The 26,374-nt window shown below is 32.7% G+C and carries 23 protein-coding genes; 10 read left to right on the top strand and 13 right to left on the bottom strand.

What is annotated here, in order from left to right; all coding sequences use genetic code 11:
• Window positions 1–39 precede the first annotated feature (39 nt).
• Window positions 40–1,803, bottom strand: a complete 1,764-nt coding sequence (locus VBY68_RS12755; protein WP_415269951.1) for an APC family permease — start codon at window positions 1,801–1,803, stop codon at window positions 40–42.
• Window positions 1,804–1,899: 96 nt separating this feature from the next.
• Window positions 1,900–3,654: an aspartate--tRNA ligase gene (gene aspS / locus VBY68_RS12750; RefSeq protein ID WP_415269950.1), complete on the bottom strand. Its 1,755-nt coding sequence runs from the start codon at window positions 3,652–3,654 to the stop codon at window positions 1,900–1,902.
• 115 nt (window positions 3,655–3,769) lie between these two features.
• On the opposite strand from aspS, the gene VBY68_RS12745 reads away from it, so the two are divergent.
• The 3 genes from VBY68_RS12745 to VBY68_RS12735 all read left to right on the top strand — a co-directional run bounded on the left by VBY68_RS12745 (window position 3,770) and on the right by VBY68_RS12735 (window position 6,258).
• The gene (locus VBY68_RS12745) at window positions 3,770–4,114 is read left to right on the top strand and encodes a HopJ type III effector protein (RefSeq protein WP_415269949.1); all 345 of its coding nucleotides are present in this window, start codon (window positions 3,770–3,772) and stop codon (window positions 4,112–4,114) included.
• A 144-nt stretch (window positions 4,115–4,258) separates the two neighbouring features.
• Entirely contained in the window at window positions 4,259–4,480 is a 222-nt protein-coding gene (locus VBY68_RS12740; RefSeq protein WP_415269948.1) for a hypothetical protein, read from the top strand.
• Window positions 4,481–4,524: 44 nt separating this feature from the next.
• A complete protein-coding gene (locus VBY68_RS12735; protein WP_415269947.1) occupies window positions 4,525–6,258 on the top strand; it encodes a M28 family peptidase in 1,734 nt (577 codons plus the stop codon).
• On the opposite strand, the gene VBY68_RS12730 is transcribed toward VBY68_RS12735, so the two are convergent.
• The 3 genes from VBY68_RS12730 to pheS all read right to left on the bottom strand — a co-directional run bounded on the left by VBY68_RS12730 (window position 6,245) and on the right by pheS (window position 9,202).
• Entirely contained in the window at window positions 6,245–7,609 is a 1,365-nt protein-coding gene (locus VBY68_RS12730; RefSeq protein ID WP_415269946.1) for an alanine/glycine:cation symporter family protein, read from the bottom strand. The genes VBY68_RS12735 and VBY68_RS12730 overlap by 14 nt on opposite strands.
• 104 nt (window positions 7,610–7,713) lie before the next feature.
• A complete protein-coding gene (locus VBY68_RS12725) occupies window positions 7,714–8,109 on the bottom strand; it encodes a hypothetical protein (RefSeq protein WP_099215092.1) in 396 nt (131 codons plus the stop codon).
• 73 nt (window positions 8,110–8,182) lie between these two features.
• The gene (gene pheS / locus VBY68_RS12720) at window positions 8,183–9,202 is read right to left on the bottom strand and encodes a phenylalanine--tRNA ligase subunit alpha (protein ID WP_099215093.1); all 1,020 of its coding nucleotides are present in this window, start codon (window positions 9,200–9,202) and stop codon (window positions 8,183–8,185) included.
• Window positions 9,203–9,393: 191 nt separating this feature from the next.
• Between pheS and gdhA the strand changes: the two genes are divergently transcribed.
• On the top strand, window positions 9,394–10,737 hold the full coding sequence (gene gdhA, locus VBY68_RS12715) for an NADP-specific glutamate dehydrogenase (RefSeq protein WP_273693605.1): 1,344 nt from the start codon (window positions 9,394–9,396) through the stop codon (window positions 10,735–10,737).
• Between the two features lie 77 nt (window positions 10,738–10,814).
• On the opposite strand, the gene VBY68_RS12710 is transcribed toward gdhA, so the two are convergent.
• Complete coding sequence (locus tag VBY68_RS12710; protein WP_415269945.1) at window positions 10,815–11,147, bottom strand: hypothetical protein; 333 nt, start codon at window positions 11,145–11,147, stop codon at window positions 10,815–10,817.
• Between the two features lie 336 nt (window positions 11,148–11,483).
• On the opposite strand from VBY68_RS12710, the gene VBY68_RS12705 reads away from it, so the two are divergent.
• A complete protein-coding gene (locus tag VBY68_RS12705) occupies window positions 11,484–12,443 on the top strand; it encodes an endonuclease/exonuclease/phosphatase family protein (RefSeq protein ID WP_415269944.1) in 960 nt (319 codons plus the stop codon).
• Between the two features lie 50 nt (window positions 12,444–12,493).
• Here the strand turns inward: VBY68_RS12705 and glmS are convergent, their stop codons facing one another.
• Genes glmS through VBY68_RS12690 form a run of 3 tightly spaced genes read right to left on the bottom strand, consistent with a single transcriptional unit; the run spans window position 12,494 to window position 16,722 of the window.
• On the bottom strand, window positions 12,494–14,350 hold the full coding sequence (gene glmS / locus VBY68_RS12700) for a glutamine--fructose-6-phosphate transaminase (isomerizing) (RefSeq protein ID WP_415269943.1): 1,857 nt from the start codon (window positions 14,348–14,350) through the stop codon (window positions 12,494–12,496).
• A 9-nt stretch (window positions 14,351–14,359) separates the two neighbouring features.
• Window positions 14,360–15,907, bottom strand: a complete 1,548-nt coding sequence (locus VBY68_RS12695) for a DUF4270 family protein (RefSeq protein ID WP_415269942.1) — start codon at window positions 15,905–15,907, stop codon at window positions 14,360–14,362.
• Window positions 15,907–16,722 carry a glycogen/starch synthase gene (locus tag VBY68_RS12690; RefSeq protein ID WP_099215099.1) on the bottom strand — a complete coding sequence of 272 codons (816 nt, stop codon included), beginning with the start codon at window positions 16,720–16,722 and terminating at the stop codon, window positions 15,907–15,909. The genes VBY68_RS12695 and VBY68_RS12690 overlap by 1 nt, the downstream gene beginning before the upstream one ends.
• A gap of 96 nt (window positions 16,723–16,818) precedes the next feature.
• Between VBY68_RS12690 and panC the strand changes: the two genes are divergently transcribed.
• The 5 genes from panC (at window position 16,819) to VBY68_RS12665 (ending at window position 21,011) form a co-directional block, all read left to right on the top strand.
• Window positions 16,819–17,670, top strand: coding sequence for a pantoate--beta-alanine ligase (gene panC / locus VBY68_RS12685; protein ID WP_099215100.1), 852 nt, complete (start codon window positions 16,819–16,821; stop codon window positions 17,668–17,670).
• Between the two features lie 96 nt (window positions 17,671–17,766).
• On the top strand, window positions 17,767–18,117 hold the full coding sequence (gene panD / locus VBY68_RS12680) for an aspartate 1-decarboxylase (RefSeq protein ID WP_028891458.1): 351 nt from the start codon (window positions 17,767–17,769) through the stop codon (window positions 18,115–18,117).
• A gap of 1 nt (window position 18,118) precedes the next feature.
• On the top strand, window positions 18,119–19,069 hold the full coding sequence (locus VBY68_RS12675) for a lysylphosphatidylglycerol synthase transmembrane domain-containing protein (protein WP_415269941.1): 951 nt from the start codon (window positions 18,119–18,121) through the stop codon (window positions 19,067–19,069).
• 35 nt (window positions 19,070–19,104) lie between these two features.
• Window positions 19,105–20,466 carry a DNA repair protein RadA gene (gene radA, locus VBY68_RS12670; RefSeq protein ID WP_415269940.1) on the top strand — a complete coding sequence of 454 codons (1,362 nt, stop codon included), beginning with the start codon at window positions 19,105–19,107 and terminating at the stop codon, window positions 20,464–20,466.
• Between the two features lie 32 nt (window positions 20,467–20,498).
• On the top strand, window positions 20,499–21,011 hold the full coding sequence (locus tag VBY68_RS12665; protein WP_415269939.1) for a hypothetical protein: 513 nt from the start codon (window positions 20,499–20,501) through the stop codon (window positions 21,009–21,011).
• 82 nt (window positions 21,012–21,093) lie between these two features.
• On the opposite strand, the gene VBY68_RS12660 is transcribed toward VBY68_RS12665, so the two are convergent.
• The 4 genes from VBY68_RS12660 to VBY68_RS12645 form a co-directional block, all read right to left on the bottom strand.
• Window positions 21,094–23,277 (bottom strand): transglycosylase domain-containing protein, encoded by a 2,184-nt coding sequence (locus VBY68_RS12660; RefSeq protein ID WP_415269938.1) that lies wholly within the window; start codon window positions 23,275–23,277, stop codon window positions 21,094–21,096.
• 70 nt (window positions 23,278–23,347) lie between these two features.
• Entirely contained in the window at window positions 23,348–24,364 is a 1,017-nt protein-coding gene (locus VBY68_RS12655) for a leucine-rich repeat domain-containing protein (RefSeq protein WP_415269937.1), read from the bottom strand.
• A 44-nt stretch (window positions 24,365–24,408) separates the two neighbouring features.
• On the bottom strand, window positions 24,409–25,377 hold the full coding sequence (arsM, locus tag VBY68_RS12650) for an arsenosugar biosynthesis arsenite methyltransferase ArsM (protein WP_415269936.1): 969 nt from the start codon (window positions 25,375–25,377) through the stop codon (window positions 24,409–24,411).
• Window positions 25,378–25,467: 90 nt separating this feature from the next.
• Complete coding sequence (locus VBY68_RS12645; protein ID WP_415269935.1) at window positions 25,468–26,286, bottom strand: purine-nucleoside phosphorylase; 819 nt, start codon at window positions 26,284–26,286, stop codon at window positions 25,468–25,470.
• Window positions 26,287–26,374: the final 88 nt, after the last annotated feature.

Raw genomic sequence — 26,374 nt, 5'->3', positions numbered from 1 at the left:
ATCCTCTTTTGATTTATTAAATAAGAAGAAATATTTTTATTAAACGATTAATCGGACACCACCAAGTTCTTCAACTTTATAAGGAAATTTATTACTTGGAGCTCCTATAAACATAAAATTAATAGGGATATTCCATTTTTCAGAAAGTTCTTTAATAAGTTCAGGACTAAATTTTCCTTGAACAACTTGAAAGTTTACTTTAATCTTTGGGTACTCTCTATCTAAAAAAGTAATCTCATTAGGTAAGTTTTCAGGAATTGTGTCTCCTTCATCAAGAGCTAATACAATTTTTATCTTTTTAGTGTGCTCATTTTTAATAATGTAGAGCATAACTTTATTAAGAGTAGCTATATTGTCTCCTTTGGTAAAAAAGACGAACTCTTGATCATTTATTTTGTTAATGGTTTTAGTAATTTTTCTGTCCATACTTGAAACGAGTCGTCTCAGAGGATTAAAAATAGCATAAATTATCTGGAGCACTAATTTTAATAAAGCAGTGCGGTTTAACATAATTATAATGAAAATTATGGTTGGAATAAAGTAGTTTAAAAAGACTGAAGTATTGCTAGGTAAACCATCTTTTGGTTCCATTAAAATATTACCAGCTAAAGCACATAACACAGCAATTATAGCTAATAAAACAGAAGCCCAGGTTGCTTTTTCAGGTCTAGGAAGCTGATTTCTCCTTATCTTTAATAAGATGTTTCCTATCGCAAATAACGCCATTACCGATAAAAAAGAAATAGTATATACACCAGCTAATAAGCCAACATTTCCATTAGTTATTAGTAATACAGAAACAGCGAGGATAAAGAATAAAATAATAATTCGGTAAGAGCTACCTCTTTTATTCTTTTTTAAAAAGAATTGAGGCATAATTCGGTCTAATGTCATACGTTCCAGTAAACCAGTAACACCAACAAAACTCGTTAAAACGGCTCCACTTAATACTAAAAAAGCATCTATAGCTATAACAGCAGCAACCCAATCACCTCCAACAAATTCTCCCATTTGAACTAATAAAGTATTTTGGTAATCAGTACTCTGTAAAACAGGGATTGCGAAAAGAGATAAGGCAAAAACAGCCATTAGAGGGTTAATGATACTTACAATTACCCACATGTTTTTTAACGTTTTTGGAAACACCCCTTTCTGTTGTTCTTCAACAAAGTTTGCAGAACTTTCAAAACCAGAAACTCCCAGCATTGAAGCTGCAAAACCAAAAAATATAGCATACCAAATACTGTTTTCTGATTGATGACCCCAGTTGCTAAAAAGAATGTCAATTCCGTTTTGAGACAAATAAATAATGATAAAAAGGGCAAGAACGATTAACGATAGTAGGTGAAATAAAAAAATTCCGACAGCCACTTTAGCTGATTCCGTTATACCCCCAATAGTTAATAAAGCAAAAAACAATAATAGGCCAACAGTTGATATAATAATAGGCATTGAAGGAATTAAGTGGTGCAGGTAATGAATTGCTTCATTGGCAGAAATAACAGCTGTAGCCATATAAGAAAGTATGGTAAGTGTTGCAGCAAAAGAAGCCATTAACTTACTGGTAGTATTAAGTAAAGCATTGTATGCGCCACCATTTAAAGGCATTGCACCAACTACTTCACCATAAATTTTCCGAAATAAAAATAATACTACTGATACGATTAATAGTGTTATCCATGCGTATTGACCAGCAAACGCGATAGCCAATGCTGATACATATAAAACAGAAGAGCTAATGTCGTTACCACAAATAGCAGTTGATTCTAGTTCATTAAGCTTTTTAGAAATAGCTTGTTTCATAATATGTTATTGGTTTGTTTTCGTGAAGTTTTTACCTTTTCAAGACGTAGATTAAAGGTAATAAAAAACCCTGCAAATTTTGCAGGGTTTTTATTTTTATTCTTTTACATCTAATTTGATGCTTAATTCTTGTAGTTGCTCATCGTCTATAGTTGCAGGTGCATCGATCATTACATCGCGTCCTGAATTGTTTTTTGGGAAGGCAATAAAATCTCTAATTGTTTCTTGACCTCCTAAAATAGCTACCAATCTATCTAAACCAAAAGCTAAACCTCCGTGTGGTGGTGCTCCGTATTCAAAAGCATCCATTAAGAAACCGAACTGAGCTTTCGCTTCTTCTTCGGTAAACCCTAAATGCTTAAACATAATAGCTTGTGTTTCTTTATCGTGAATTCTAATAGAACCTCCACCAATTTCGTTTCCGTTTAACACTAAATCATAAGCGTTCGCCTTAACAGCTCCTGGATTGGTGTCTAATAACGCCAATTGTCCTGGTTTTGGAGAAGTAAAAGGATGGTGCATTGCGTGGTAGTGACCTGTTTCTTCATCTAATTCTAATAAAGGGAAATCGATTACCCATAACGGAGCAAACTCATCAGGTTTACGTAAACCTAAACGCTCAGCCATTTCCATACGTAAAGCGCTTAATTGTGCGCGAACTTTGTTAGTGTTTCCTGAAAGCACACAAATTAAATCTCCTGCCTTCGCACCTGTAGCTTCAGCCCATTTAGCTAAATCTTCTTGATCGTAAAATTTATCTACTGAAGATTTAAAGCTTCCGTCTTCGTTACACTTTACATATACCATTCCTAAAGCTCCTACCTGAGGACGCTTTACCCAATCGATTAATTTATCAATTTCTTTACGAGTATATGAAGCTCCTCCTGGTACTGCAATACCAACCACTAATTCAGCATCGTTAAATACTTTGAAATCCTTATGTTGTGCAACTTCATTTAACTCACCAAACTCCATTCCGAAACGAATGTCTGGTTTATCGTTACCATACTTGCGCATTGCCTCATCAAAAGTAATTCTTGGGAATTTCTCTACTTCAACTCCGTTGATTTCTTTTAATAAATGACGCGTCATTCCTTCGAAAATCTCTAAAATATCTTCTTGCTCAACAAACGCCATTTCACAGTCTATCTGTGTAAATTCTGGTTGACGGTCGGCACGTAAATCTTCATCTCTAAAACACTTTACAATCTGAAAGTATTTATCCATTCCACCTACCATTAACAACTGCTTAAAGGTTTGTGGAGATTGAGGTAATGCGTAAAATTGTCCTGCATTCATACGTGAAGGCACCAAAAAATCACGTGCTCCTTCTGGAGTAGATTTAATTAAATATGGAGTTTCTACATCAATAAATCCTTTGTCAGATAAATATTTGCGAACTTCCATTGATACTTTATGACGGAAAACCAAGCTGTTTTTTACTGGGTTACGACGGATATCTAAATAACGATACTTCATACGTAAATCTTCACCACCATCAGTTTCATCCTCAATAGTAAAAGGTGGTAACTTAGCTTCGTTTAAAATTTCCAAGTTCGATACTAAAACTTCTACATCACCTGTTGGGATATTGGTGTTTTTAGATTGACGCTCAATAACTTTACCAGTTACTTGTACTACAAACTCACGTCCTAGGGTCTTTGCTTTGTCCATTAACTCTTTAGAAGTACGTTCTTCGTCGAAAATTAACTGTGTAATTCCGTAACGATCACGTAAATCTACCCAAATCATAAAACCTTTGTCACGTGATTTTTGTACCCAACCAGAAAGGGTAACTTCAGTATTGATGTGCGATGCTCTTAATTCACCACAAGTATGCGTTCTGTACATTTCTTGAAATTTTTGCTGTGCAAATTTAACTATAAATGTTAGTTTGTAAAAAATTACTACGAGTTAGTTTTTATGAGTTTTAATCTTTTGTTTTGTAGCGTAAAACCTTTTTAAAATGACACTAGATAGATTTAAAGAAACGATACAAAGTACACCAGAAAAAGTTAAGTTTTCTGATACTATGTCAGTGATTGAAAACGTATATAATTTTACACCCACTGCCTTTAAAAATGGAGATTTATACAATGAAGCTGAAAAAAATCAAGGTTCATGTAAAGTATTCTCGTTTGCTATACAACAAGGGTTCAGTAAAGAAGAAACCTTGGCTTGTTTTGGACAGTATTATTTTGAAGATGTTTTAAAAAAAACTGAAGGAACAGATCACCAAAACATTAGAAATTTTATAAAAACTGGTTTTGAAGGCCTATTTTTTGAAGGAGAGGCGCTAAAAAAGCGTTAAGGATTTTTTAGAGAATTAGTCTACTTCTTCTATCTCAAATAAATGCTCCACAGTAATATTAAAAACCTAAGGTTACTTTTTATAAAGTAATAAAGGCTTTATTATTTATTGATTTTTTTGTAAATTATAGGGTAATGTGTGATTATGAAGAATTCGGCGATGTTTTTGGTGTTGTTTGTCACTATTTTTTTATTAGTGCTTACTGCTTTGGTCTATACTAATATAGGCTTTAGCTGGGTGTTTATACTTACAGTTATCGGTCAATTACTAGTAGTGTTAATGGTTTACAAAGTATTAAAAGACCATTACACCACCGATAAAACCTTTGAAGATTTTTATGAAGATTATCCGATAGGGAGAGAGTAAAACTATATTTAAAAAGTGTACTTTTAAAGCCATAAAATCCCGTTATGCTAAAAAAAATCTATCTATTATCTATCATTCTATTACTTATAAGTTGTAAGAAAGAAAAAGTTGTTCCAGTTTTAAACACCTCTAATTATTTTGATGTTTTAAATGAAGAATTTACGGGTGATTTGGCTTATGAAACAACTTCTTTTGTAGAAAAATATTGGCGTGTTGTTGGTAATACTGGCTTTAATAAAACCGTATATAAAATTGCAGAAGAATTAGAAAATTCAGGATTTGTTAAAGAAGATAGTGCTACGAGTAATGATATTTTAACCTACAGGATAGAAAAAAGACCCTTAAAAAATCCTACTTGGGAATCTGTGGATGCTTCTGTAAAAATAGTTGGAGAAGAGGTTCCTCTATTACAACATAGCACAAATAGGAATATGATAGCTTTAAACTCTTACAGTACACCAAAAGAAGGGGTTAATGCAGAGGTCGTTTATATTAAAGACTTAAAAAAGTTAAAGGGTTTAGATGTAAAAGGGAAGATTGTTTTTGCTGAAACAAGTCCTCATAAAATTTTTAACCAAGCTATTGTAAAAGGAGGAGCTTTGGGATTAATAACCTATAGTAATCCAAAATATTTACAACCTCAAAAAAACACCACTTCTATTCAATTTAGAACTATCCCGTTAAATGAAGAAGTAAAATCTTGGGCAATTGCGATGTCTTACAAGGCTAAAGAAAAATTAAAAGAGGAATTGTTAAAAGGAAAAGTTTTTCTAAATGTACATATTGAAACGAATATCTATCCATCAGAAGAGTTAACAATTGTTGCAGATATTAAAGGAAATAAATATCCTAAAGAACGATTAGTTTTTAGTGCTCACATACAAGAACCTGGTGCAAATGACAATGCTACAGGTGTAGGTGTTGCTTTAGAAATGGCTACACTTACAGCTGAGCTTATCAAAAATAACATATTTATACCTAATAGAACCTTAACCTTTTTATGGGGAGATGAAATTATTTCTACAAACAGGTATGTAAAAGAAGATAGTATAAGGGTAAAGGATATTAAGTGGGGAATTTCTCTAGACATGGTAGGAGAAGATACCCAAAAAACGGGCGGTACTTTTTTAATTGAAAAAATGCCTGACCCTAGTGCTATTTGGACGAGAGGTAATGATAAACATACTGAGTGGGGAGGAAGAAAAATGAAACTTGAAGAAATGACTCCACACTATCTAAATGATTTTTTAATTGATAAATTCAAAGAGCAAGGAAAGAGAACAAATTGGGTAGTGAATACAAATCCGTTTGAAGGTGGTAGCGATCATGTACCTTTTTTAAAGAGAAACATTCCTAGTGTTTTATTCTGGCATTTTACCGACCAATTTTATCATACCGATAACGATCGAATAGATAAAGTATCTCAAAAAACGCTAAAAAATGTTGGGATAGCTTCATTAGCTTCTGCTTATACTTTATTAAATGCGGACAGTACTACAGCAAAATCAATACTCCAAAATATTGAAAAAGCAGCTTTATCAAGACTTGAAGAAGAAAAGAAACAAAGTGAAATAGCATTAAAAAAAGGCGATTCTTTATCAACACAACTATCAATTATTTCAGCATGGAAAGATTGGTATATTAACTCAACCAAAACAACATTAGATATGGTAAAGGATTCACCAAAGCATCAAGAATATATAAAAGAAACGTCTAAAAAAATAGATTCTGTATCTTCTAAAATTATAGAAGAGCTAAAACTTATTAAAAAGAATTAGTCTTTAACTTCTGAAAATACTTTTTGGCTTCTTTTTTTACTTTAGGAGCTAAAATTAATGTTGAAATTACTGTTGGAATTGCCATTAGGGCATAAGCGCTATCAATTAAGTTAATTACAAAGTCTAGCTTTATAATAGAAGCGACAGCAATTGTAAAAATATAAATGTAGTTGTAATTCTTTCCTATTTTAGTGTTGGTCAAGAAGCTTAAACAACTCAACCCGTAAAAAGAGTAAGTAAATAACGTTGAAAAAGCAAAAATCAATACGCAAATAGTTAAAACAACACTCCCGATATTATGAGGAAGTACAGCATCAAACGCAGCTAAAGTCATAGAAATTCCGTTACCTTCAAAACCTTTCCAAACCCCCGAAGCCAAAATAGCTAGTGCGGTCAAAGAACAAACTAACAAGGTGTCAATAGCTGGGCCTAACATAGCAACCAATCCTTCACGAATAGGTTCTTTTGTTTTAGCAGTTCCATGCATCATAGGTGCAGTACCCAAACCAGCTTCATTAGAAAATGCAGCACGTTTTACTCCCGTAATTATCAATGCTCCTAAAGCACCACCCAAAACAGATTTTCCCGAAAAAGCATCTTCAAAAATTAAAGAAAAAATTGCAGGAACTTGTTCTAAACGTAACATCAAAATTGTTAAAACGGTGAGAAGATATACTACAACCATTACAGGAACTAGTTTTCCTGCAACACTACCAATTCGTTTTATTCCACCAAAAATCACCATGGCCACAATAATAGCAGTGGTGATACCTAATAATAATTTAGCTGTAAAATGATTGGTTTCTTGTACTTGAAAAACATCTACCAGTGTTTGCGTGAGTTGATTTGCTTGAAAAGCAGGTAAAGTTCCTATTAACCCCGCAGCAGAGAAAAATAAAGCTAAAGGTTTCCACTTTTTTCCTAACCCTTCAGTAATAACATACATTGGTCCACCTTTTACATTTCCGTTTTCATCAGTTCCACGATACATTACCGATAGGCTACAAGTAAAAAACTTGGTAGCCATACCTACAAAGGCACTCACCCACATCCAAAAAATAGCACCAGGGCCTCCAGTTGCAATAGCAATAGCAACTCCACTTATATTTCCCATACCTACTGTAGCTGCAATGGCAGAAGATAAAGCTTCGTAGTGAGATAAATCTCCTGGAGAATCAGCTTTGTCATATTTTCCTCTTAAAATAGCAATGGCATGACCTATATATCTAAAAGGAATTAACCCAGAATACACAAATAGGTATAAACCGCCTCCTATGAGTAGTATTAATAATGGAATTCCCCATACCCAAGAAGAAAATTGAGTAACTAAGTCCTGAATATTTGTAAACATAAAGTGATATTTTAAGCGAAAGTACTAAAAGTGAGTATAAACAAAAGAACGATAGCTGTGAATTAACAACTATCGTTCTTTTGTGTTTTTTATATATGTTATGTTTATTTACAAACAATTCCTCTTTTTCCTAAGAACTCAATATCCCTTAAAAAGCCTTCTTGAATAGTCTCGGCTTGAAAAATAAAGGTTTTGTCATGTAGTCTGTTGTTTTCAAAGAAAGTTACCTGAAAACGATTGTCTAAATCAAATAACTCAGGTTGCATTAACTCAAACTTTTGATAACTATTTGCGGGAAGTTTATCTATTTTTCTTCGAAAAACTGAAGTGGTTTTAGTGTCTGAGAATCCTTGAGAAACAATAACTACCATTTCTAAATCGACATCTTTCTTGTTAAGAATGTATACATTCCAATCCTCTTTATTGTCAATTTCATTTGTTTCTAAAACAACGGCTATTTCTACACCTGTTACCTTAGGGATTTCAATATCTTTTTTCATTGAATACTTCTTTAAAAGGAAAGACGAAAGTTTAGTGCTTTCGTCTTTTATTTTGTTTGAATTTATCTTAAAATTAAATTACAGATTTAAACTGCTCTAAGAAACGCTTGTCATTTTCGTAGAACATACGAATATCTGGAATTTGGTATAACAACATTGCAATACGCTCAATACCCATTCCGAAGGCATATCCGCTATACTTAGTTGGATCGATATTACAGTTTTTTAATACATTAGGATCTACCATACCACATCCCATAATCTCTAACCAACCAGTTCCTTTGGTAATTCTGTAGTCGGTTTCAGTTTCTAATCCCCAATAAATATCTACTTCAGCACTTGGCTCAGTAAATGGGAAATATGACGGACGTAAACGTATTTTAGATTTACCAAACATTTCTTTGGTAAAGTATAATAAGGTCTGTTTTAAGTCAGCAAAAGAAACATCAGTATCAATGTATAATCCCTCTACTTGGTGGAAAATACAGTGTGCACGTGCAGAAATATCTTCATTTCTAAACACACGCCCTGGAGAAATTGTACGAATTGGAGGTTCGTTGTTTTCCATATAGCGTACTTGTACCGATGAGGTATGTGTTCTTAACAACGTATCAGGATTCTTTTCAATAAAGAAAGTATCCTGCATATCACGTGCCGGGTGATATTCTGGTAAGTTTAAAGCAGTAAAGTTGTGCCAATCATCTTCAATTTCTGGTCCTTCAGAAACAGTAAAACCAATACGGTTAAATACTTCGATAATTTGATTCTTTACTAATGAAATTGGGTGGCGAGAACCTAGGTTAATTGGCTCTGATGGACGTGTTAAGTCACCATAAACACCTTTTTCTTCAACAGCATTTTCTATAGCTTCTTTTAAAGTGTTTACTTTTTCTTCAGCAGAATTTTTAAGTAAATTAATGGTTTGCCCAAATTCTTTCTTTTGGTCGTTAGGTACATTTTTAAACTCAGCAAATAAATCTTTTAAAATTCCTTTGCTTCCTAAATACTTAATTCTAAATGTTTCTATTTCTTCTTTTGAAGTGGTATTAAAAGCATTTACCTCTCCAATCAATTCTTTTACCTTGTCTAACATAATCTTTCCAAAAGTTAAGGTGCAAATTTACGTTTTTTTGTGTAAAAAAAAGGACTTTTGGTTGTGTTTGCAAAAACACCAATAAAATAAGGGAAATAAACAGAAAAATAGAAATTAACGAATACTAAAATAATTATATTTGCATAGTAAAATTGTTAATATTATAAAATAACAGAACAACAACTAAGTTTATGGAATCTAAGATACAAGCATTTATGGATTACGTAAAAGAGCGTAATACATATGAACCAGAGTTTTTGCAAGCTGTACATGAAGTAGCAGAAACAGTAATTCCGTTTATAGAAAATAATCCAAAATATCAAGGTAAGAAATTACTTGAGCGTATGGTTGAACCTGAACGTACTATTATGTTTAGAGTACCTTGGGTTGACGATAGCGGAGAAACTCAAGTAAACAGAGGATATAGAGTTGAGTTTAACTCAGCAATTGGTCCTTATAAAGGAGGGTTACGTTTTCACCCTTCAGTAAACTTATCAATCTTAAAATTTTTAGGATTTGAGCAAGTTTTCAAAAACTCATTAACAACATTACCTATGGGTGGTGGTAAAGGAGGATCTGACTTTAACCCTAAAGGAAAGTCTGATCGTGAAGTAATGGCGTTTTGTCAATCATTTATGACAGAATTAGCACGTCATATTGGTCCTGATACAGATGTTCCTGCTGGAGATATTGGTGTTGGTGGTCGTGAAATTGGTTACATGTTTGGTCAATACAAACGTTTACGTAACGAATTTACTGGAGTATTAACTGGTAAAGGAGCTTCTTGGGGAGGTTCATTAATTCGTCCTGAAGCTACAGGTTATGGAGATGTGTACTTTGCTGAAAACATGTTAAAAACTAAAGAAGATTCTTTCGAAGGAAAAACTGTAGTTATTTCTGGTTCTGGTAACGTTGCACAGTATGCTACTGAAAAAGCCACTCAATTAGGAGCTAAAGTTGTTACTTTATCTGATTCATCAGGTTATATTTATGATGAAGATGGTATTGATGCTGAAAAATTAGCTTTTGTACAAGAGTTAAAGAATGTAAAACGTGGAAGAATCCATGAGTATGTAGAAAAATATCCATCAGCAAAATTCTTTAAAGGAGAAAGACCTTGGGGAACTAAGTGTGATGTAGCTTTGCCTTGTGCAACTCAAAATGAGTTAAATGGAGAAGAAGCAAAAGCATTAGTTGATAATGGATGTATTTGTGTTGCTGAAGGAGCAAACATGCCGTCTACTCCAGAGGCTATTGAAGTGTTTCACAATGCAAAAATCTTATTTGCACCAGGGAAAGCTTCAAATGCAGGAGGTGTAGCAACATCTGGATTAGAAATGTCTCAAAACTCTTTACGTTTATCTTGGACTCGTGAAGAAGTAGATAGTAAGTTACACTCTATTATGAATAATATTCACGAAGCTTGTGTAAAATATGGTACACAAGAAGATGGATATGTTGATTATGTTAAAGGAGCAAATATTGCTGGTTTTGTTAAGGTTGCTGATGCAATGCTTGATCAAGGAGCAGTATAATCTACAGAACAATAAATAAAACCAAAGCCTCATAGAATTCTATGAGGCTTTTTTATTAGGGAATAATCGGGTAGTAATTATTTATTGCTACTTTTTTCTATGATTAAAGGCATCTTATAGATATGGTTCTTTACCGTTAATTCCTTATTTATAAGTTTATAATTTAATCTACTTTTTACATAGTGACAAACTTGTTCTGTATCACAGTTAACGTTCAAAATAACGATCTCGCCTTTTTTGTTTATTAAAAACTCTACAGTAGTTTTTACTTCCTTATCAAGAACAAAATTAGGGTTACCTAATAGTTCAACGATTTTTGATCTTATTTGCTCTTTTGCAGGGTTCTCGTTTGTTGAAAATACTGATGTACTCATTAGAGTAATGAACATTAATACAAATAACTTTTTCATTTTTTAAGTTTTAGGGTTTGTTTTTAAGTTTTTTTGTTAAAATTTAACGATATAAAAGTATTGTAAATGAGTTTCTTAAGGTGTTATTTTTAATTAATAAAATATTGTTTTAAAGTAAAGTATATAAGCGTTTTATAACTTTTTTACATATAATTAATATTGAAGATATTTTTATTTTTCACTTCCCTTTTTTGATGAATTTTAAATAAATCAGTGGTTTTTATTAAAACCTATAAATTTATTTTCAAGCTTTATATAATTCGTTAATTACTAAGGTTAGTTTTATGTTATAAGATGCGTACATTTTTGTACTTTCGAGAGATAAACAAATTTTAAATGACATCAAATAGAAGAAGAAATAGGTACACCGTTGCTTTTTATAATGTCGAAAATTTATTTGACACTGTTGATAATCCTAATACCTATGACAATGATTATACGCCAAATGGTAAATTAAGATGGGGGAGAAAGAAATATAATCATAAACTTAAAAAAATTACATCTGTTATTAGTCAGCTTGGGAATAACCAATCTGCTCATCCACCAGTTATTGTTGGTTTGGTGGAAGTTGAAAATGCCAAAGTTGTAAAAGACTTAGTAAAGCATAAAAATCTATCAAAGTTTAATTACGACTATGTTCATTACGATTCACCAGATGAAAGAGGTATTGATGTTGCTTTGATGTATAATAAAGATTTCTTTGAAGTGATATTCTCTGAAACACATCCTCTTTCACTAACAGATGATGAAGGTGATGTAGATTATACGCGTGATTTATTAGTGGTTAAGGGAATGTTTAATGATGAAGTAGTGCATGTTTTAATTAATCATTGGCCTTCACGAAGAGAAGGAGAAACAGAAACCGAAAAAAATAGAATTGAGGCAGCTCAATTGACTCGTAGTGTTATGGATAAGATTAAACAGGAAGAAAGTGCTCCAAAATTCATTGTTATGGGAGATTTTAATGATAATCCAATAAATAAAAGTATTGAAGATCATTTAATGTCTGAAGACTTGTATAATCCAATGAAACCTTTGTATGAAAGAGGAATAGGAACCACAACACATTATAAAAAATGGCATTTGTTTGATCAAATTATTTTTTCAAGAGATTTTTTTGATATGGAAAAAAGTAAGCACAGTTTTTTACATGCTAAGGTTTATAACAGAGATTGGTTAAAAATATACAAAGGAAAATATGAAGGAAGTCCATTTAGAACTTTTATAGGTCCTTTTTACAAAGGAGGCTTTTCAGATCATTTTCCTATATATATAACCCTTGAAAAAGAAGTATAAAAAAATCCTGAGAAATTTCTCAGGATTTATATTTTAAATAAAATCGATTGTTATTCAACAGTAACCGATTTAGCTAAGTTTCTTGGTTGATCAACATTTTTGCCTAACATAACTGCTATATGGTATGACAGTAATTGAAACGGTATTGTTGTTAATAAAGGAGAAAAAGCTTCTTCTGTGTCTGGAATTTCAATTACATGGTCAGCTATTTCCTTAACAGTTTCATCACCTTCAGTAACGATTGCTACTATTTTTCCGCTACGAGACTTAATTTCTTGAATATTACTTACTACTTTCTCATAATGACCTCTACTTGTAGCAATCACAAAAACAGGCATGTTTTCATCAATTAAAGCAATAGGTCCGTGCTTCATTTCAGCTGCAGGATAACCCTCAGCATGGATATAAGAGATTTCTTTTAATTTTAAAGCTCCTTCTAAAGCCACAGGAAAATTAAACCCTCTACCTAAATATAGGCAGTTTTTAGCGTCTTTATAAACGGCCGCTATTTCTTTAACTTGGGCATCAATTTTTAATAAACTTTCTACCTGAGCAGGAATTTGCTGCATCGTTTGTAAATAAGTATTCACAGCAGATGTAGATAAAGTTCCTTTAGCTTGAGCTAGCTTTAAAGCAATTAATGAAAGTACTGTTATTTGTGTTGTAAATGCTTTGGTTGACGCTACACCAATTTCAGGTCCAGCATGTGTATAAGCACCAGCATGTGTTTCTCTAGCGATAGAAGAACCTACTACATTACATATACCAAAAACAAAAGCCCCTTTAGATTTAGCTAATTTAATAGCTGCTAAAGTATCAGCAGTTTCTCCAGACTGAGAAATAGCAATCACTACATCTTTTGGGGAAATAATAGGGTTACGGTATCTAAATTCTGAAGCATACTCAACCTCAACAGGAATGCGAGCCATATCTTCAAAAAGATATTCTCCTACTAAACCAGCGTGCCAAGAAGTACCACATGCTACAATAATAATTCTGTCAGCGTTTAAGAACTTAGACATATTATCATCAACACCTGCCATTTTTATAATTCCTTCGTTGGCAAGCATTCTACCTCTATAGGTATCTATAATAGCTTTAGGTTGTTCGTAAATTTCTTTTAGCATAAAGTGGTCATAACCACCTTTTTCTATTTGTTCAAGGCTTAATTGTAATTTTTGAATATTCGCATCAATTTCTTTATCACTCTCAATTTTACGAACTTTAATCCCTTTGTCCTTTTTTATAATGGCTAATTCACCATCTTCAAGGTAAATAGCATCTTTTGTATATTCAATAAAAGGAGAAGCATCTGAGGCAACAAAAAACTCTTCATTGTTCTTTCCAACTCCAATAGCAATAGGACTACCTAATCGAGCTACGACTAACTCATTAGGCTTTGTTTTGTCAAAAACAGCAATTGCATAAGCTCCGATAACATTAGTTAAAGCTAATTGGACAGCTTTTCCTAACTTACAACCTTCACTTTTTTTAATTTCTTCAATAAGGTTTACTAAAACTTCTGTATCTGTATCACTCTTGAATTCATAACCTCTTGAGGTTAACTCTTTTTTAATGGTGTCGTAGTTTTCTATAATTCCATTATGAACAATTACAAGGTTTCCAGATTGAGAAAAATGTGGGTGAGAATTTACATCGTTAGGAACACCATGAGTTGCCCAACGAGTATGACCAATTCCTATATTTCCTTTTTTTCTTTTCTCTTCTTTATTTGTAATTACTTCTAAGTCAGAAACCTTTCCTTTTGTTTTTGATAAGTGCATTGTTTCACCATCATACATCATGATTCCAGCACTATCGTAACCTCTATATTCTAATCGCTTAAGCCCATTAATTACAATTGGGTAAGCTTCTCTATGTCCAATATATCCTGTAATTCCGCACATAACAATTCGTTATTTTTCTTTTGAATATGATATTTTTAAAACAGCTCTTTTGCTTCCATTAGCAGATTCATTCCCGTTAAGTAATGTTACTGCTCTCGGGTTCCAGTTATAAGATTTAACAGAAGTTGTCAAAACATTATTGTTAACGGGTACATCTGTAGGATTATATACTTTTAAAACTAAAGGATCAGCAGTTGTGTTTTCTTCTCCTGATAATAGTTTAGAAATATAATCAGTAATTCTAAATGTATATTTTTCAGGATTTTTATTTTCAGTTTTCTCTAAAAGACCTCCAAAAGAAGTAGGGTCAACATAAGCATCTGTTAACTGAGTTGGTGAAATGCCACCTGTTTCATTTTTCTTATTTTGATATAAGAATAATTGCTGAGGAATAATATCAGCATCATTATTAATTGCTTGATTTATATAAAAAGTAAGAGAAGCATCATTGATTAACCAATTATTGCTTTTTAACTCTTGAACTTTAGTTTCGTCTAAAACTTTAACTTTAGCCATACTTCCAGCAGTTCCTTGAATAACAAAATTATTAGCAGGAGCAGAGGTTGTAGCAGGAGACATTTTGTAATGACTATTTCTTATACCAGAAAGAGGGAAAGAATACTTTTTTTGAAGAGTATCTTTAACGGTAGTACCATCCACTTCAGATATAGTGTAGTGAAAATCTACAGATGGAGTAGGTGAAGAAGCTAGGTTTAATGGAACAAGTGATCCATCACTTCCAGTTGCAACTATTTTAATCCCTCTAAAATAATTATCAAAAACTTCTTTAGATGCAAACTCTCCGCTATGAAATTTATCCCAAAATAAAGCTTTCATTTTTGCCATATCTAAAGGAATTGCTAAAAATGGAACTTTAAGTTTTTGTGAGTTTAAGGCTCTAACAGTATCTTTATAAGTAGTTGTACTTGCTAATGAAGAGGACCTGTCAATTCTATCAAAAATGAATGTAGTGTCTGTAGCTTTAGGTTTTAATTCATAAATACCACCTTCGCTTAATACATTATTTCCTAAGTATTCTTTATCAGAAAAGAAAGTGTTTCTTTTAGATGGATCACTAGGGTCTAATGTGTTTAAGTATGTTTCATTTTGGAATACCTGAATATTGGTTGCGACATTAGGATTTCCTAAAATAGAATCTAATTTAAAACTTGTAACTCCATCTGTTGTACCTGTAGAAGTAGCTTGGTATGGAATTTTTAAGATAACCTTATCAAGATTGAATACAGTTGTGTCAGTATCTTTGTTGTTTAAGTTTGAGATATAACCAAGTTGAGAAATGATTGAGGCTTCAATTTTTTCTGCATTAGGGTTATTGTATACTCCAAGCCAATAATCACTGATACTAGCGTTAATATTGTCGGCTTGTACACTTTCTATATCTATAGGTGTTATTTCAACATCCAATAATATTTCTCCTGTTTCAAACTTATCGTTGTTAACAACGTTTGTTCCAACCTCACTAAAATCTTTTTCACAAGATGTAATAGCTGCTAAACATAGCAAGCTAATACCAAGTACACCAATTTTTCTAATCATTATTCGCTTAATTCTAAAACGTTTTCTTTATAAAATTCTAAATATGCTTCAGTTAAAGTTTCCTCTGATTGGAAATCTAGAACCTTTACATTGCTTTCTTCAATGAAAGTTTCAATTTCTTCAGGTAAAACTTCGCTACCTTTTATAATAGCATCTGAATTTTCAATAGCGCTCTTTAAAATGTTAGTATGGCTTGGCGTTGCTATTGTAGCCACTTTAGAATCTTCAATTTTATCAAAGCGAACTTTGTTAGCTAATTCTTTACCCAAATCCTCAATATCACTATTGTAAAGCGAAGTTACAATCTTGCTCTCAGCAAACAATGGTTCCTCCTTATAAAATTCTCTTAAATATAATGGAAGTAACGAAGCCATCCATCCGTGAACATGAATAATATCAGGAGCCCAGTTTAGCTTCTTAACAGTTTCAACAACACCTTTGGCGAAGAAAATCATACGTTCATCATTGTCGTCAAATAGTTTGTCATCTTCGTCAGAATATACAGCCTTACGCTTAAAATATTCGTCATTGTCAATAAAATAAACTTGCATCCTTTCTTTAGGTATAGAAGCAACTTTAATTATTAGCGGCATATCCATGTCGTTAATAATCAAGTTCATACCCGATAGACGAATAACTTCATGTAACTGATGCCTTCGCTCGTTAATAACCCCAAAACGAGGCATAAATATACGGGTTTGAATTCCTTTAGAATGTGCATTTTTAGCAACGTTAAATGCGGTAGACGATAATTCTGTTTCTGGTAAATATGGTGTTACCTCTGATGAAACATATAAAATTCTCTTATCCTTCATTAAATCGGTCTCTTTTATTGAAGGTGCAAAAATACGAAATTTAATGCAAAAATCGTGTTAAATTGCTAATTTTGCATGCATTTCAATAAAATAACAATGAAAATTTTTACAAGTAAATCCGAAATAAAAGAGTTTTTATCCGCTCTAAAAATGGATAAAAAGTCAATCGGGTTTGTCCCAACTATGGGAGCGCTACACCAAGGGCATTTATCGCTTATTAAGAGAGCGAAAAAAAAGAAGGATATTGCTGTAGTTAGTATTTTTGTAAACCCTACACAGTTTGATAACAAAGAAGATTTAGACAAATACCCTAAAACGTACGAAAGTGATGTAGCGTTGTTGGAATCTGTAGATTGTGATGTGTTATTCTTTCCTTCAGTAGAAGAAATATACGCCGAAAATGTAGCTTCTGAAGAGTTTGATTTTGATGGGTTAGAACATCAAATGGAAGGGAGATTTAGAGATGGTCATTTTGATGGTGTTGGAACAATAGTAAAAACTTTATTTGAAATTGTAGAGCCAGATACTGCGTATTTTGGCAAAAAAGATTTTCAGCAATTACAAATTATTAAAAAGTTAGTCGAAAAATATAATTTACCAGTAAAAATTAAAGGAAGACCAATTTTTAGAGAAGATGATGGGTTAGCTATGAGCTCTCGAAATACGAGATTAACAAAAGAACACCGTGAAGCTGCACCATTTATTTATAAAACATTAAAAAAAGCAAAAAAGAAATTTGGAGCAAAAAGTCCAGAAGATTTAACCAAATGGGTAGAAAAGCAATTCAAAAAACATCCATTACTTGAATTGGAATATTTTACCATTGCAGATGAGGAAACATTACAAACTGCAAAAGAGATTAAAGAAAATAAACAGTATCGTGCTTTTATAGCTGTTTTTGCAGGAGACATTCGCTTAATAGATAATATTCGTTTAAAGAATAATTAAAAAGTTAATGTTTAAGCTTAAGAATGAGCTTTGTAATAATGTTAAAATCATCAAAAAACAACTTAGTATTCATTAAAAAACAACTATTTTTGCAGCATGTTAGTACAAGTAGTAAAATCTAAAATACACCGTGTTAAAGTTACAAACGCGGATTTAAACTATATAGGAAGCATAACCATTGATGAAGATTTAATGGATGCTGCTGGAATTATTGAAGGAGAACGTGTTCAGATTGTGAATAACAATAATGGAGAGCGTTTAGAAACATATGCGATTCCAGGACCAAGAAAAAGTGGTGAAATTACTTTAAATGGAGCAGCAGCCCGTAGAGTTCAAAAAGGAGATGTACTTATCTTAATTGTATATGCTTTTATGGAGTTAGAAGAAGCCAAAAAGTTTAAACCACAATTAGTATTTCCTAACGAAGAAAACAACTTGCTAGAATAGTTTGAGTTTATCAGTCAAAAAAATTACAAAAATACTATTACCTCTCATTTTGGGAGGTTTTTTAGTTTGGTATTCATTATCAAAAATTTCAATTGAAACCTTAGTTCAATATTTTAAAGATGCTAATTACGGTTGGATAGCTTTAGGATTGTTCTTTGGGGTGTTAAGTCATCTATCTCGTGCTTATCGCTGGAAGTTTTTACTTGAGCCGATGGGCTATAAACCAGATTTTGGTAATAGTACCATGGCGGTTTTAGTAGCATATTTAGTGAATTATGCAGTACCAAGAGCAGGGGAAGTTTCTCGAGCAGCAGTGATGACTAACTATGAAAATATTCCATTTGAAAAAGGTTTCGGAACCATCGTTGCCGAACGAATGGCAGATTTGTTAATGATGTTGAGTATTATAGCTATTACCCTTTTTGTACAATTCGATTTTATTTTTGAATTATTAACTAAAAACTTTGATCCGATAAAAATTGGGGTTCTTTTAGGAGGTTTGGTGCTGGTATTTGTGATTTTTACACGTTTTGTAAAAAAGGCACAATCAGGAATTGGACTAAAAATTAAAAATTTTGTAGCAGGACTTGTTGAGGGAGTTACTAGCATTTTGAAAATGAAGCGCAAATGGGCATTCATTTTTCATACCGTATTTATTTGGGTAATGTATGTGTTAATGTTTTGGGCAACCATTCCAGCAATTGACGGATTACATGTTCCATTAGGAGGTATTTTAATTGGGTTTATCGCTGGTGGATTTGCAATTGCTGCAACTAACGGGGGTATAGGTTTATATCCAGTTGCTGTAGCAGGGGCTTTAGCTTTATTCGGAATAGCAGAAGAACCCGCAACTGCTTTTGGTTGGATTATGTGGACTGCTCAAACGGCTATGATTATTGTCTTTGGAGGATTGGCATTTTTGTTCTTACCCATCTATAATAAAAACAAATAGTTTTCTTTTCTTTGTAAGTAAATCTTACAAATAGAATGGCAAAAACCAAAACAACTTTTTTCTGTCAAAACTGCGGAGCACAACATGCACAATGGGTGGGGCAATGTGGATCTTGTAAACAATGGAATACTATTGTTGAAGAAGTCATTCAAAAAGAAGAAAAGAGAAGTTGGAAATCACCTGAAAATAAGCAAAAAAGAGTAGCGAAGCCGTTGCGAGTTGATGAGATTCGACTAAATCCAGAAGAACGTTTTGGAACGAAGAATCAAGAATTAGACACTGTTTTGGGTGGCGGATTGGTAAAAGGAGCTGTGGTGCTACTGGGAGGAGAGCCTGGAATTGGTAAATCAACCTTATTGTTACAAATAGCCTTACAAATTCCACAAAAAGTGTTGTATGTTTCTGGGGAAGAAAGTCAGTCACAGATAAAAATGCGTGCTGAGCGTGTAGAAGGAAAAAATCCTAACTGTTTAATTCTTACCGAAACCAATACCCAACAGATTTTTAAAAACATAGAAGAAGTTCAGCCCGATGTATTGGTAATCGATTCCATCCAAACCTTACATACCAATTCTATTGAAGCTTCACCAGGAAGTATTTCGCAAATACGAGAAACTTCCGCAGAACTCATCAAGTTTGCTAAGGAAACTGCTACTCCGGTATTGTTAATAGGTCATATTAATAAAGAAGGGCATATTGCAGGGCCAAAGATTTTAGAACACATGGTAGATGTGGTGTTGCAATTTGAAGGAGACAGAAATCATACTTACCGAATTTTACGCTCGCAAAAAAACCGTTTTGGTTCTACGGCTGAATTAGGAATCTACGAAATGTTATCAGATGGATTGAGAGAAGTATCAAATCCTTCAGAAATTTTAATCTCAAAAAAAGATGCCGATTTAAGTGGTACAGCCATTGCATCCACCTTAGAAGGTATTCGTCCTTTAATGATCGAAATTCAAGCCTTGGTTTCAACAGCAGTTTACGGAACGCCACAACGAACTACTACAGGATATAACCTAAAACGTTTACACATGATTTTAGCAGTGCTAGAAAAGCGTGCAGGTTTCAAACTAGGGGCAAAAGATGTGTTTTTAAATGTTACAGGTGGAATTCATGTAGATGATCCAGCAATAGATTTAGCAGTAGTTGCTGCTATTTTATCATCAAATCAAGATTTAGCCATCAATCCCGATGTGTGTTTTGCAGCAGAAGTTGGTTTAGCAGGTGAAATTCGTCCTGTTTCTAAAATAGATCAACGAATTACCGAAGCTGAAAAGTTAGGATATAAAACCTTTGTAACCTCAAAATACAACAAGATTACCAGTAAAAATCATTCGATAAAACTGATTTTAGTCAGTAAGATTGAAGAGGCTTTTGCTACGTTGTTTGCATAGAAAATTAATTATAAACCTAAATATTTTAAAAAATGAAAAAGAATTTATTTATCCCTCTTGTAATGTTAATGTTTTTTGGATTTGCTTCTTGTTCTTCTTCGGGAGAAGATGAAGATTTAAGTCTAGGAAATTATGCTATGAAAGTAACTATTAATGGAGAAGTGTATGAGATGAATAATGCTTTGGGGACAAAGAAGGCGTCTAACAGTATAAATACTAATTATCCAAATGATAAATTTATTTACTTGCAAGGGACTTTACTACCTAAAGAAGTAAATATGTGGATTAATAGAGAGCATTTGGTTGTGGGAAAAACAATAGAAATAAATAGAGAAAGTGTAGATAATGATACTTATATAAAGTATATAGATTTATTAGATGATGATTTACAAGTAACGGTATCAGGAAGTATAACAATAACATTGGTTGATAGTGATAAAAAAGTAGTGAAAGGTACTTTTGAGTTGGATGTTGAGAACTATGATTCTCCTGGAATAATAGCTCATAGACTAAGAGATGGTAGCTTTGCTTATACTTTCGAATAAAAGAAAGAATTAAAGAGAATCTTTTTAGATTCTCTTTTTTTGTTTAAAAAACATGATGATTATTATCGATTAATAGAACAAACTATTCCTTTTTCTTTCCAAAAAGTCTGTTGAAAAAACCTTTAATTCCTTTTTCTCTAAATGGAGGACATTCGATTGAGGAAGAAACCTCTTCTGGTATCTCAAAAGAGGTTAAATATTTATTTCTTAATTCAGGATTATTTTCTATTTCCTTCAAAATATTGGCAATGATAGGTAATGCTAATGAAGAACCTGAACCATTTCCACTAGTAAAATGTATGTCGTTTTTAGAAGTTCCTACCCAAGTTCCGAGAACAATGTTAGGGGTGTATGCCATAAACCAAGCATTGGTGTAGTTTTGAGCTGTACCTGTTTTACTGGCTAATGGACTTTTAATTTTATACCTGTTTCTTATGCTAGCTCCTGTTCCTTGTTCTACAGCTTGTTGTAAAATGGTAGTTAACGTTTGTGTACTTTCTTCTTTAAATACTCTTTCTGTCTTTTGCTTTTCACTTTCGTATATGATATTCCCTTTTTTATCGGTAATCTTGCTAATCATATACAAGTCGTTCATTTCACCATTATTAGCAAATGAACCGTAAGCTCTTGTGGCTTCAAATAGGGATAAATCTAACGTTCCTAAAGCAATAGAAGGAGCATCGCCTGTAATTTCTGGGAACAGTAACTTTTCACAAGTGTCAATTAGCCACTCTTTTTCTAGTTTAAAATATAGATTAACACTAGGAATGTTCATCGATTTAATTAAGGCATACCACATGGCAACTTTTTTATCGGGAGTAGTGCTATGATTGGCATTTTGTGGCTTCCAGTTATCGTATTCTGGATAGGTTTTTTCTTCGTTTTCAAAATAATCACACGGAGAAATTCCATTTTCCAACGCTGTAGCATACAAGAATGGTTTAAATGCCGAAGCTATTTGACGGTGCGACAATACCATGTCGAAAGGAAGTGTGTTAAAATTATTTCCACCTACCCAACTGATTACTGCGCCATTCTTCGGATTTGTAACTAATACAGATGCATTCAGCATTTTATCATAATACCAAAGACTGTCAATTTTGTTACTGGTAATGGTTTTTGTACTGTCCCAATCAAAAAGTTGAATAGTTCTCTTTTGTTTATCTTTTTCTGTGAATTGTTGCTTTTGTAGCCATCTATTTTTTAACCTGTTTGAAGCTAATTCTTTGTCTAATTGTTGTTGTTTGACAATGAGTTGCTCCTTAGCAGATTTTTCTGCAATCTTTTGAATATCGTAATTCAACGTTGTATGAATTTTTAACCCGTCTGTTTCTAAGTTATAGTTGCTGTTAGAAGCTTCATTGCTCTTTTTTATGAGTTCAGCAGCTTTTTTCTTTACTTGATAGGTAAAATAACCCGCTGTTGTATTTATATCAAGGTTATGATAGTTGAGTGTAATAGGTAGTTTTTGTAAGCTATCGGTAACTTCATTGCTTAAATACGCTTCGTTGTTCATTAATTGAAGCACCGTGTTACGACGTTTTTTTGCGTTTTCTGGATTTAACCTTGGGTTGTAATAAGTGTTGGCTTTTAACATACCCACAAGTACAGCTGATTCTTCAATGTTTAATTCGTTAACAGATTTATTAAAAAATCGATTAGCAGCCGATTCTACTCCGAAATTATTTTCGCCAAACGGAACCGAATTCAAATACAACAATAAGATTTCATCTTTGGAATATAAATTTTCCATTCGACTAGCGATGATGAGTTCCTTAATTTTATTGATAGGCATGCTCAAAAAACCATGATATTGTCTTCCGTAGAGGTTTTTAATTAATTGTTGTGTAATAGTACTACCACCACCACCTGAGGCATCTTGTAGTAAAATACTTCTAAAGAAAACGCGGGCATAACTTTGACCATCGTATCCGTTGTGTGAATAGAAACGCTTATCTTCTGTAGCTATTAACGCTTCTTTTAAGTGACTTGGGATTTGTTCTAGTCGAACATTGGTTCTGTTTTTAGCAAATATTTTACCTATAATCACCTCGTCTGATGAATAAATTAAAGAAGCTTCTTCATTGATGATAGATGTCAATTCTTCTTTATTTGGGAGCTTCCCAAACACTTCAAAATACACTAAGGAAAATAAAAGCGCAACCGATAGAACCCCAAATAGTATTAGTCCTATTATATATTTTAATACAAGGGTTAGTTTTTTGTTTTCTCTAAGTTGAAGGAGTATTTCTTTGAGTGTTTTCATTGTACTAAAACGAACGCTAGTTGGTAAAATTGTGGGAGGAGTTATTATGTTTACCTGATAAATTTAAATTTTATAAACATATTATTTTGAAGATCTCTTTTGGGTTATTGGGGTGACGACCTCCCCAAAAGGCTTTATTCCTGTTTTTAGCAAAATCTTTGTTATCTACTTGTATACAATTTAAAGATGGATTGTTAAAGAATTTGAAAATTTCCAGTTTAGTGTTATTACCATTTTTTAAATTAATCTTTTCTAAATTGTTTTTTGAACAAATCACAGTTTCTAATTTTTTGTTTTTCGATAAGTCTAATTGTTCCAGAAAGTTTTCGGTACAATAAAGAGTTTTTAGTAATAAATTTTTTGATAAATCCAAGCTAGTTAATTGATTTTTATCACAATAAAGATATTCTAAATTTAAATTATTTTTGATTTCTAAGTTGTATAAAGGGTTGTATCCACAGCTTAAAGATTTTAAGGTTAGATTTTTACTTAAATTTATAGAATTTAGTTTGTTTTGGTGACATTCTAAAACTTCTAGTTTAGTATTGTTAAATATGTCTAGTTTTTCTATTTTATTCATAGAACATGTGACAATCTTAAGTTTAAGATTAGAAGTAATATCTAAACTTTTTAGCAAATTTTCTGAACAATACAGTTTAGTTAAATTAGGTGTAGTAGATAAGTTTAATTCTGTTAATTTATTTTGAGAGCAGTTTAAATATGTTAAGTTATGATTTTTAGAAATACTTATTGAAGTAATTCTATTTCCAGAGCAATTAAAAGTTCTAAGAAAATTATTTTTAGATAAATTAATTTTTTCTAACTCATTAAAAGATATATCCAAATGTTTAAGGTTTGGAAAAAACTCAATTCCAGTTAAATCTTTTATTCCTTTATTACGGCAAACTATTTTACCGTTAAAATTTTCAGCTTCAGTTAGTTGTATTTCACTGTCTCCATTTAAGTTTATCTGAGTATTTGATAATAAAAAAGATTTAAGGTTTCTGTCAGGGATGTGTATAACTTCTTTGTTGTGAATGTTTAGAATAATTGATGTAATAAAGAAAATAAAAATTAAGGATTTCATTTTATTTGTGGTTAAGGTAATTAATTAGGGTGTCAAATTTACTTTTAACAACATCCACCACCATCGTAATGATAGGTAGATTCTGAGAAAAATATATCGTCTCTTCCTAGCGCTTTTAAAGCTGCTGCTGTTTTATCGCAAATCGCCAACGGTTGGTTTTTTAATAAGGTGTGTCCTGCGCCATCATCAAAATAGTCTTCATCACCAAAGTAAATGGCAGCTTTTCCGGTAAAAATACAAGGTCCGTCAGCAGGCATCGGATCTTTAATCGCTGCTACCTCAATTGATTCAATATAAATCAATTCTTCGGTAGGGTAATTTTTAGGGTCTAAAATTCGATAGGGTTTACGAGCTCTTATTTCAATGGTTCCAAAACCAGCATCAGTCAACATTTTAACATATTCAGCAATAGGCAAACTTCCACTTAAGCATAAGGCACGCAAACGTTCGTCGTTACGTAGCGTTTCGTTCATCGGTTGCTCACAGGTAGGATCGCTCATAACCAAACGTCCGTGAGGCTTCAATACGCGGTACATTTCAGCAATGGCTTTCTTTAGTTCTTCTGCTTTAAAAATGTTGAATAAACAGTTTTGAGCAGCCACATCAATCGAATTATCTTCTACAGGCAAGTGTAACGCATCTCCTTTTCGTAAATCAACAAACTCACTTTTAAACCAAGGATTTTGAGCTTCTGCTTCAACGAAATTCTTTTCAGAAGCTTCTAACATTTCATCTACCACATCGATTCCAATCACACCGCTTTTTTGACGTGAGAAATACGCAAATTGTAATAATTCCATACCGCCACCAACACCTACATAGAGTATTTTAGGGTTGTTGGTTAAGTCGCGCGCATGCACGGTAGAACCACATCCGTAGTTCATTTCTTGCATAATTTTCGGAATTTTTAATCCAGGTAATTCCCAAATAGGATTTGTTGTACAGCATAAACCAACATCTGGAGTTAAGGCTGCTTCTTTATATACATCTTTAGTGGTTTCTAAGTAACTCATATTTTTAAGATTAAAGACCGCTTCGCTGTTAGATAAAAGAATAAAGACTTGTATTGTTTGTCTTGGTTCTTGAGTCTAATAGTCTTGCTTCTATAAATTAGTAATCAATTCTTTAAAAAGCGTAATCATTTTTGGTTCTGCTTTTCCAGCAACTTCAATGATTTCGGTAATATCTACAGGTTGTAAGTTTTTTGGGTCACACTCATCGGTTAATACCGAAACGGCTGCACACGGAATGTTGAGTTGTTTTGCTACAATCACTTCAGGTACGGTACTCATTCCTACCGCATCTACTTCTAAAATTTGTAACATTCTATACTCAGCTCTAGTTTCCAATTGCGGACCTACAACACTTGCATATACTCCTTCTTTCAGGTCTAAGTCGTTAGTTTTAGCAATAGCTTTCATTTGAGTGTTCAATTTTTTTGAATACGGTTCTAACATGTCAGCAAAAATATTCCCAAACTCGTTTGCTCCTTTAAAGGCTAGGGGAGAACCTCCTTGTAAATTCAAGTGATCTTCCAATAGCATTAGATCTCCTTTTTTATAAGAAAGGTTGATAGCGCCTGCAGCATTAGAAACTAACAAAGTTCTAATACCTAATGCGTGCATGGTTCTAATACCATAGGTTACTTCCCATAAATTATATCCTTCATACATATGGAAACGCCCAGACATAACCACCACTTTTTTACCCGATAGGGTTCCGTAAATTAACTTTCCAGAGTGAAATTCTACAGTTGCTTGTGGAAAGTGCGGAATATCAGCATATGGTACTTCATGTTCAATGGTTATTTCATCTACTAATTTTCCTAAACCTGTTCCTAAAACAATTCCTATTTCTGGGTTGGTAATTCCTTTATGTTGAAGAAATTCTTGTGTTTCTTGTAGTTGTTGTTTTTTTTGCATTTTAATATCGTGTTTGTCATTGCGAGCCTTTCGACTGTCGCTCAAGATAGACTAAAGCGAAGCAATCTTTAAGTTATGACTTCGAGAT

This window comes from Tenacibaculum ascidiaceicola, assembly GCF_047470925.1.
Classification (GTDB): Bacteria; Bacteroidota; Bacteroidia; order Flavobacteriales; family Flavobacteriaceae; genus Polaribacter; species Polaribacter discolor.
The sequence above is the reverse complement of the archived record's forward strand: the minus strand, read 5'-3'. Positions and strand labels throughout refer to the sequence as shown.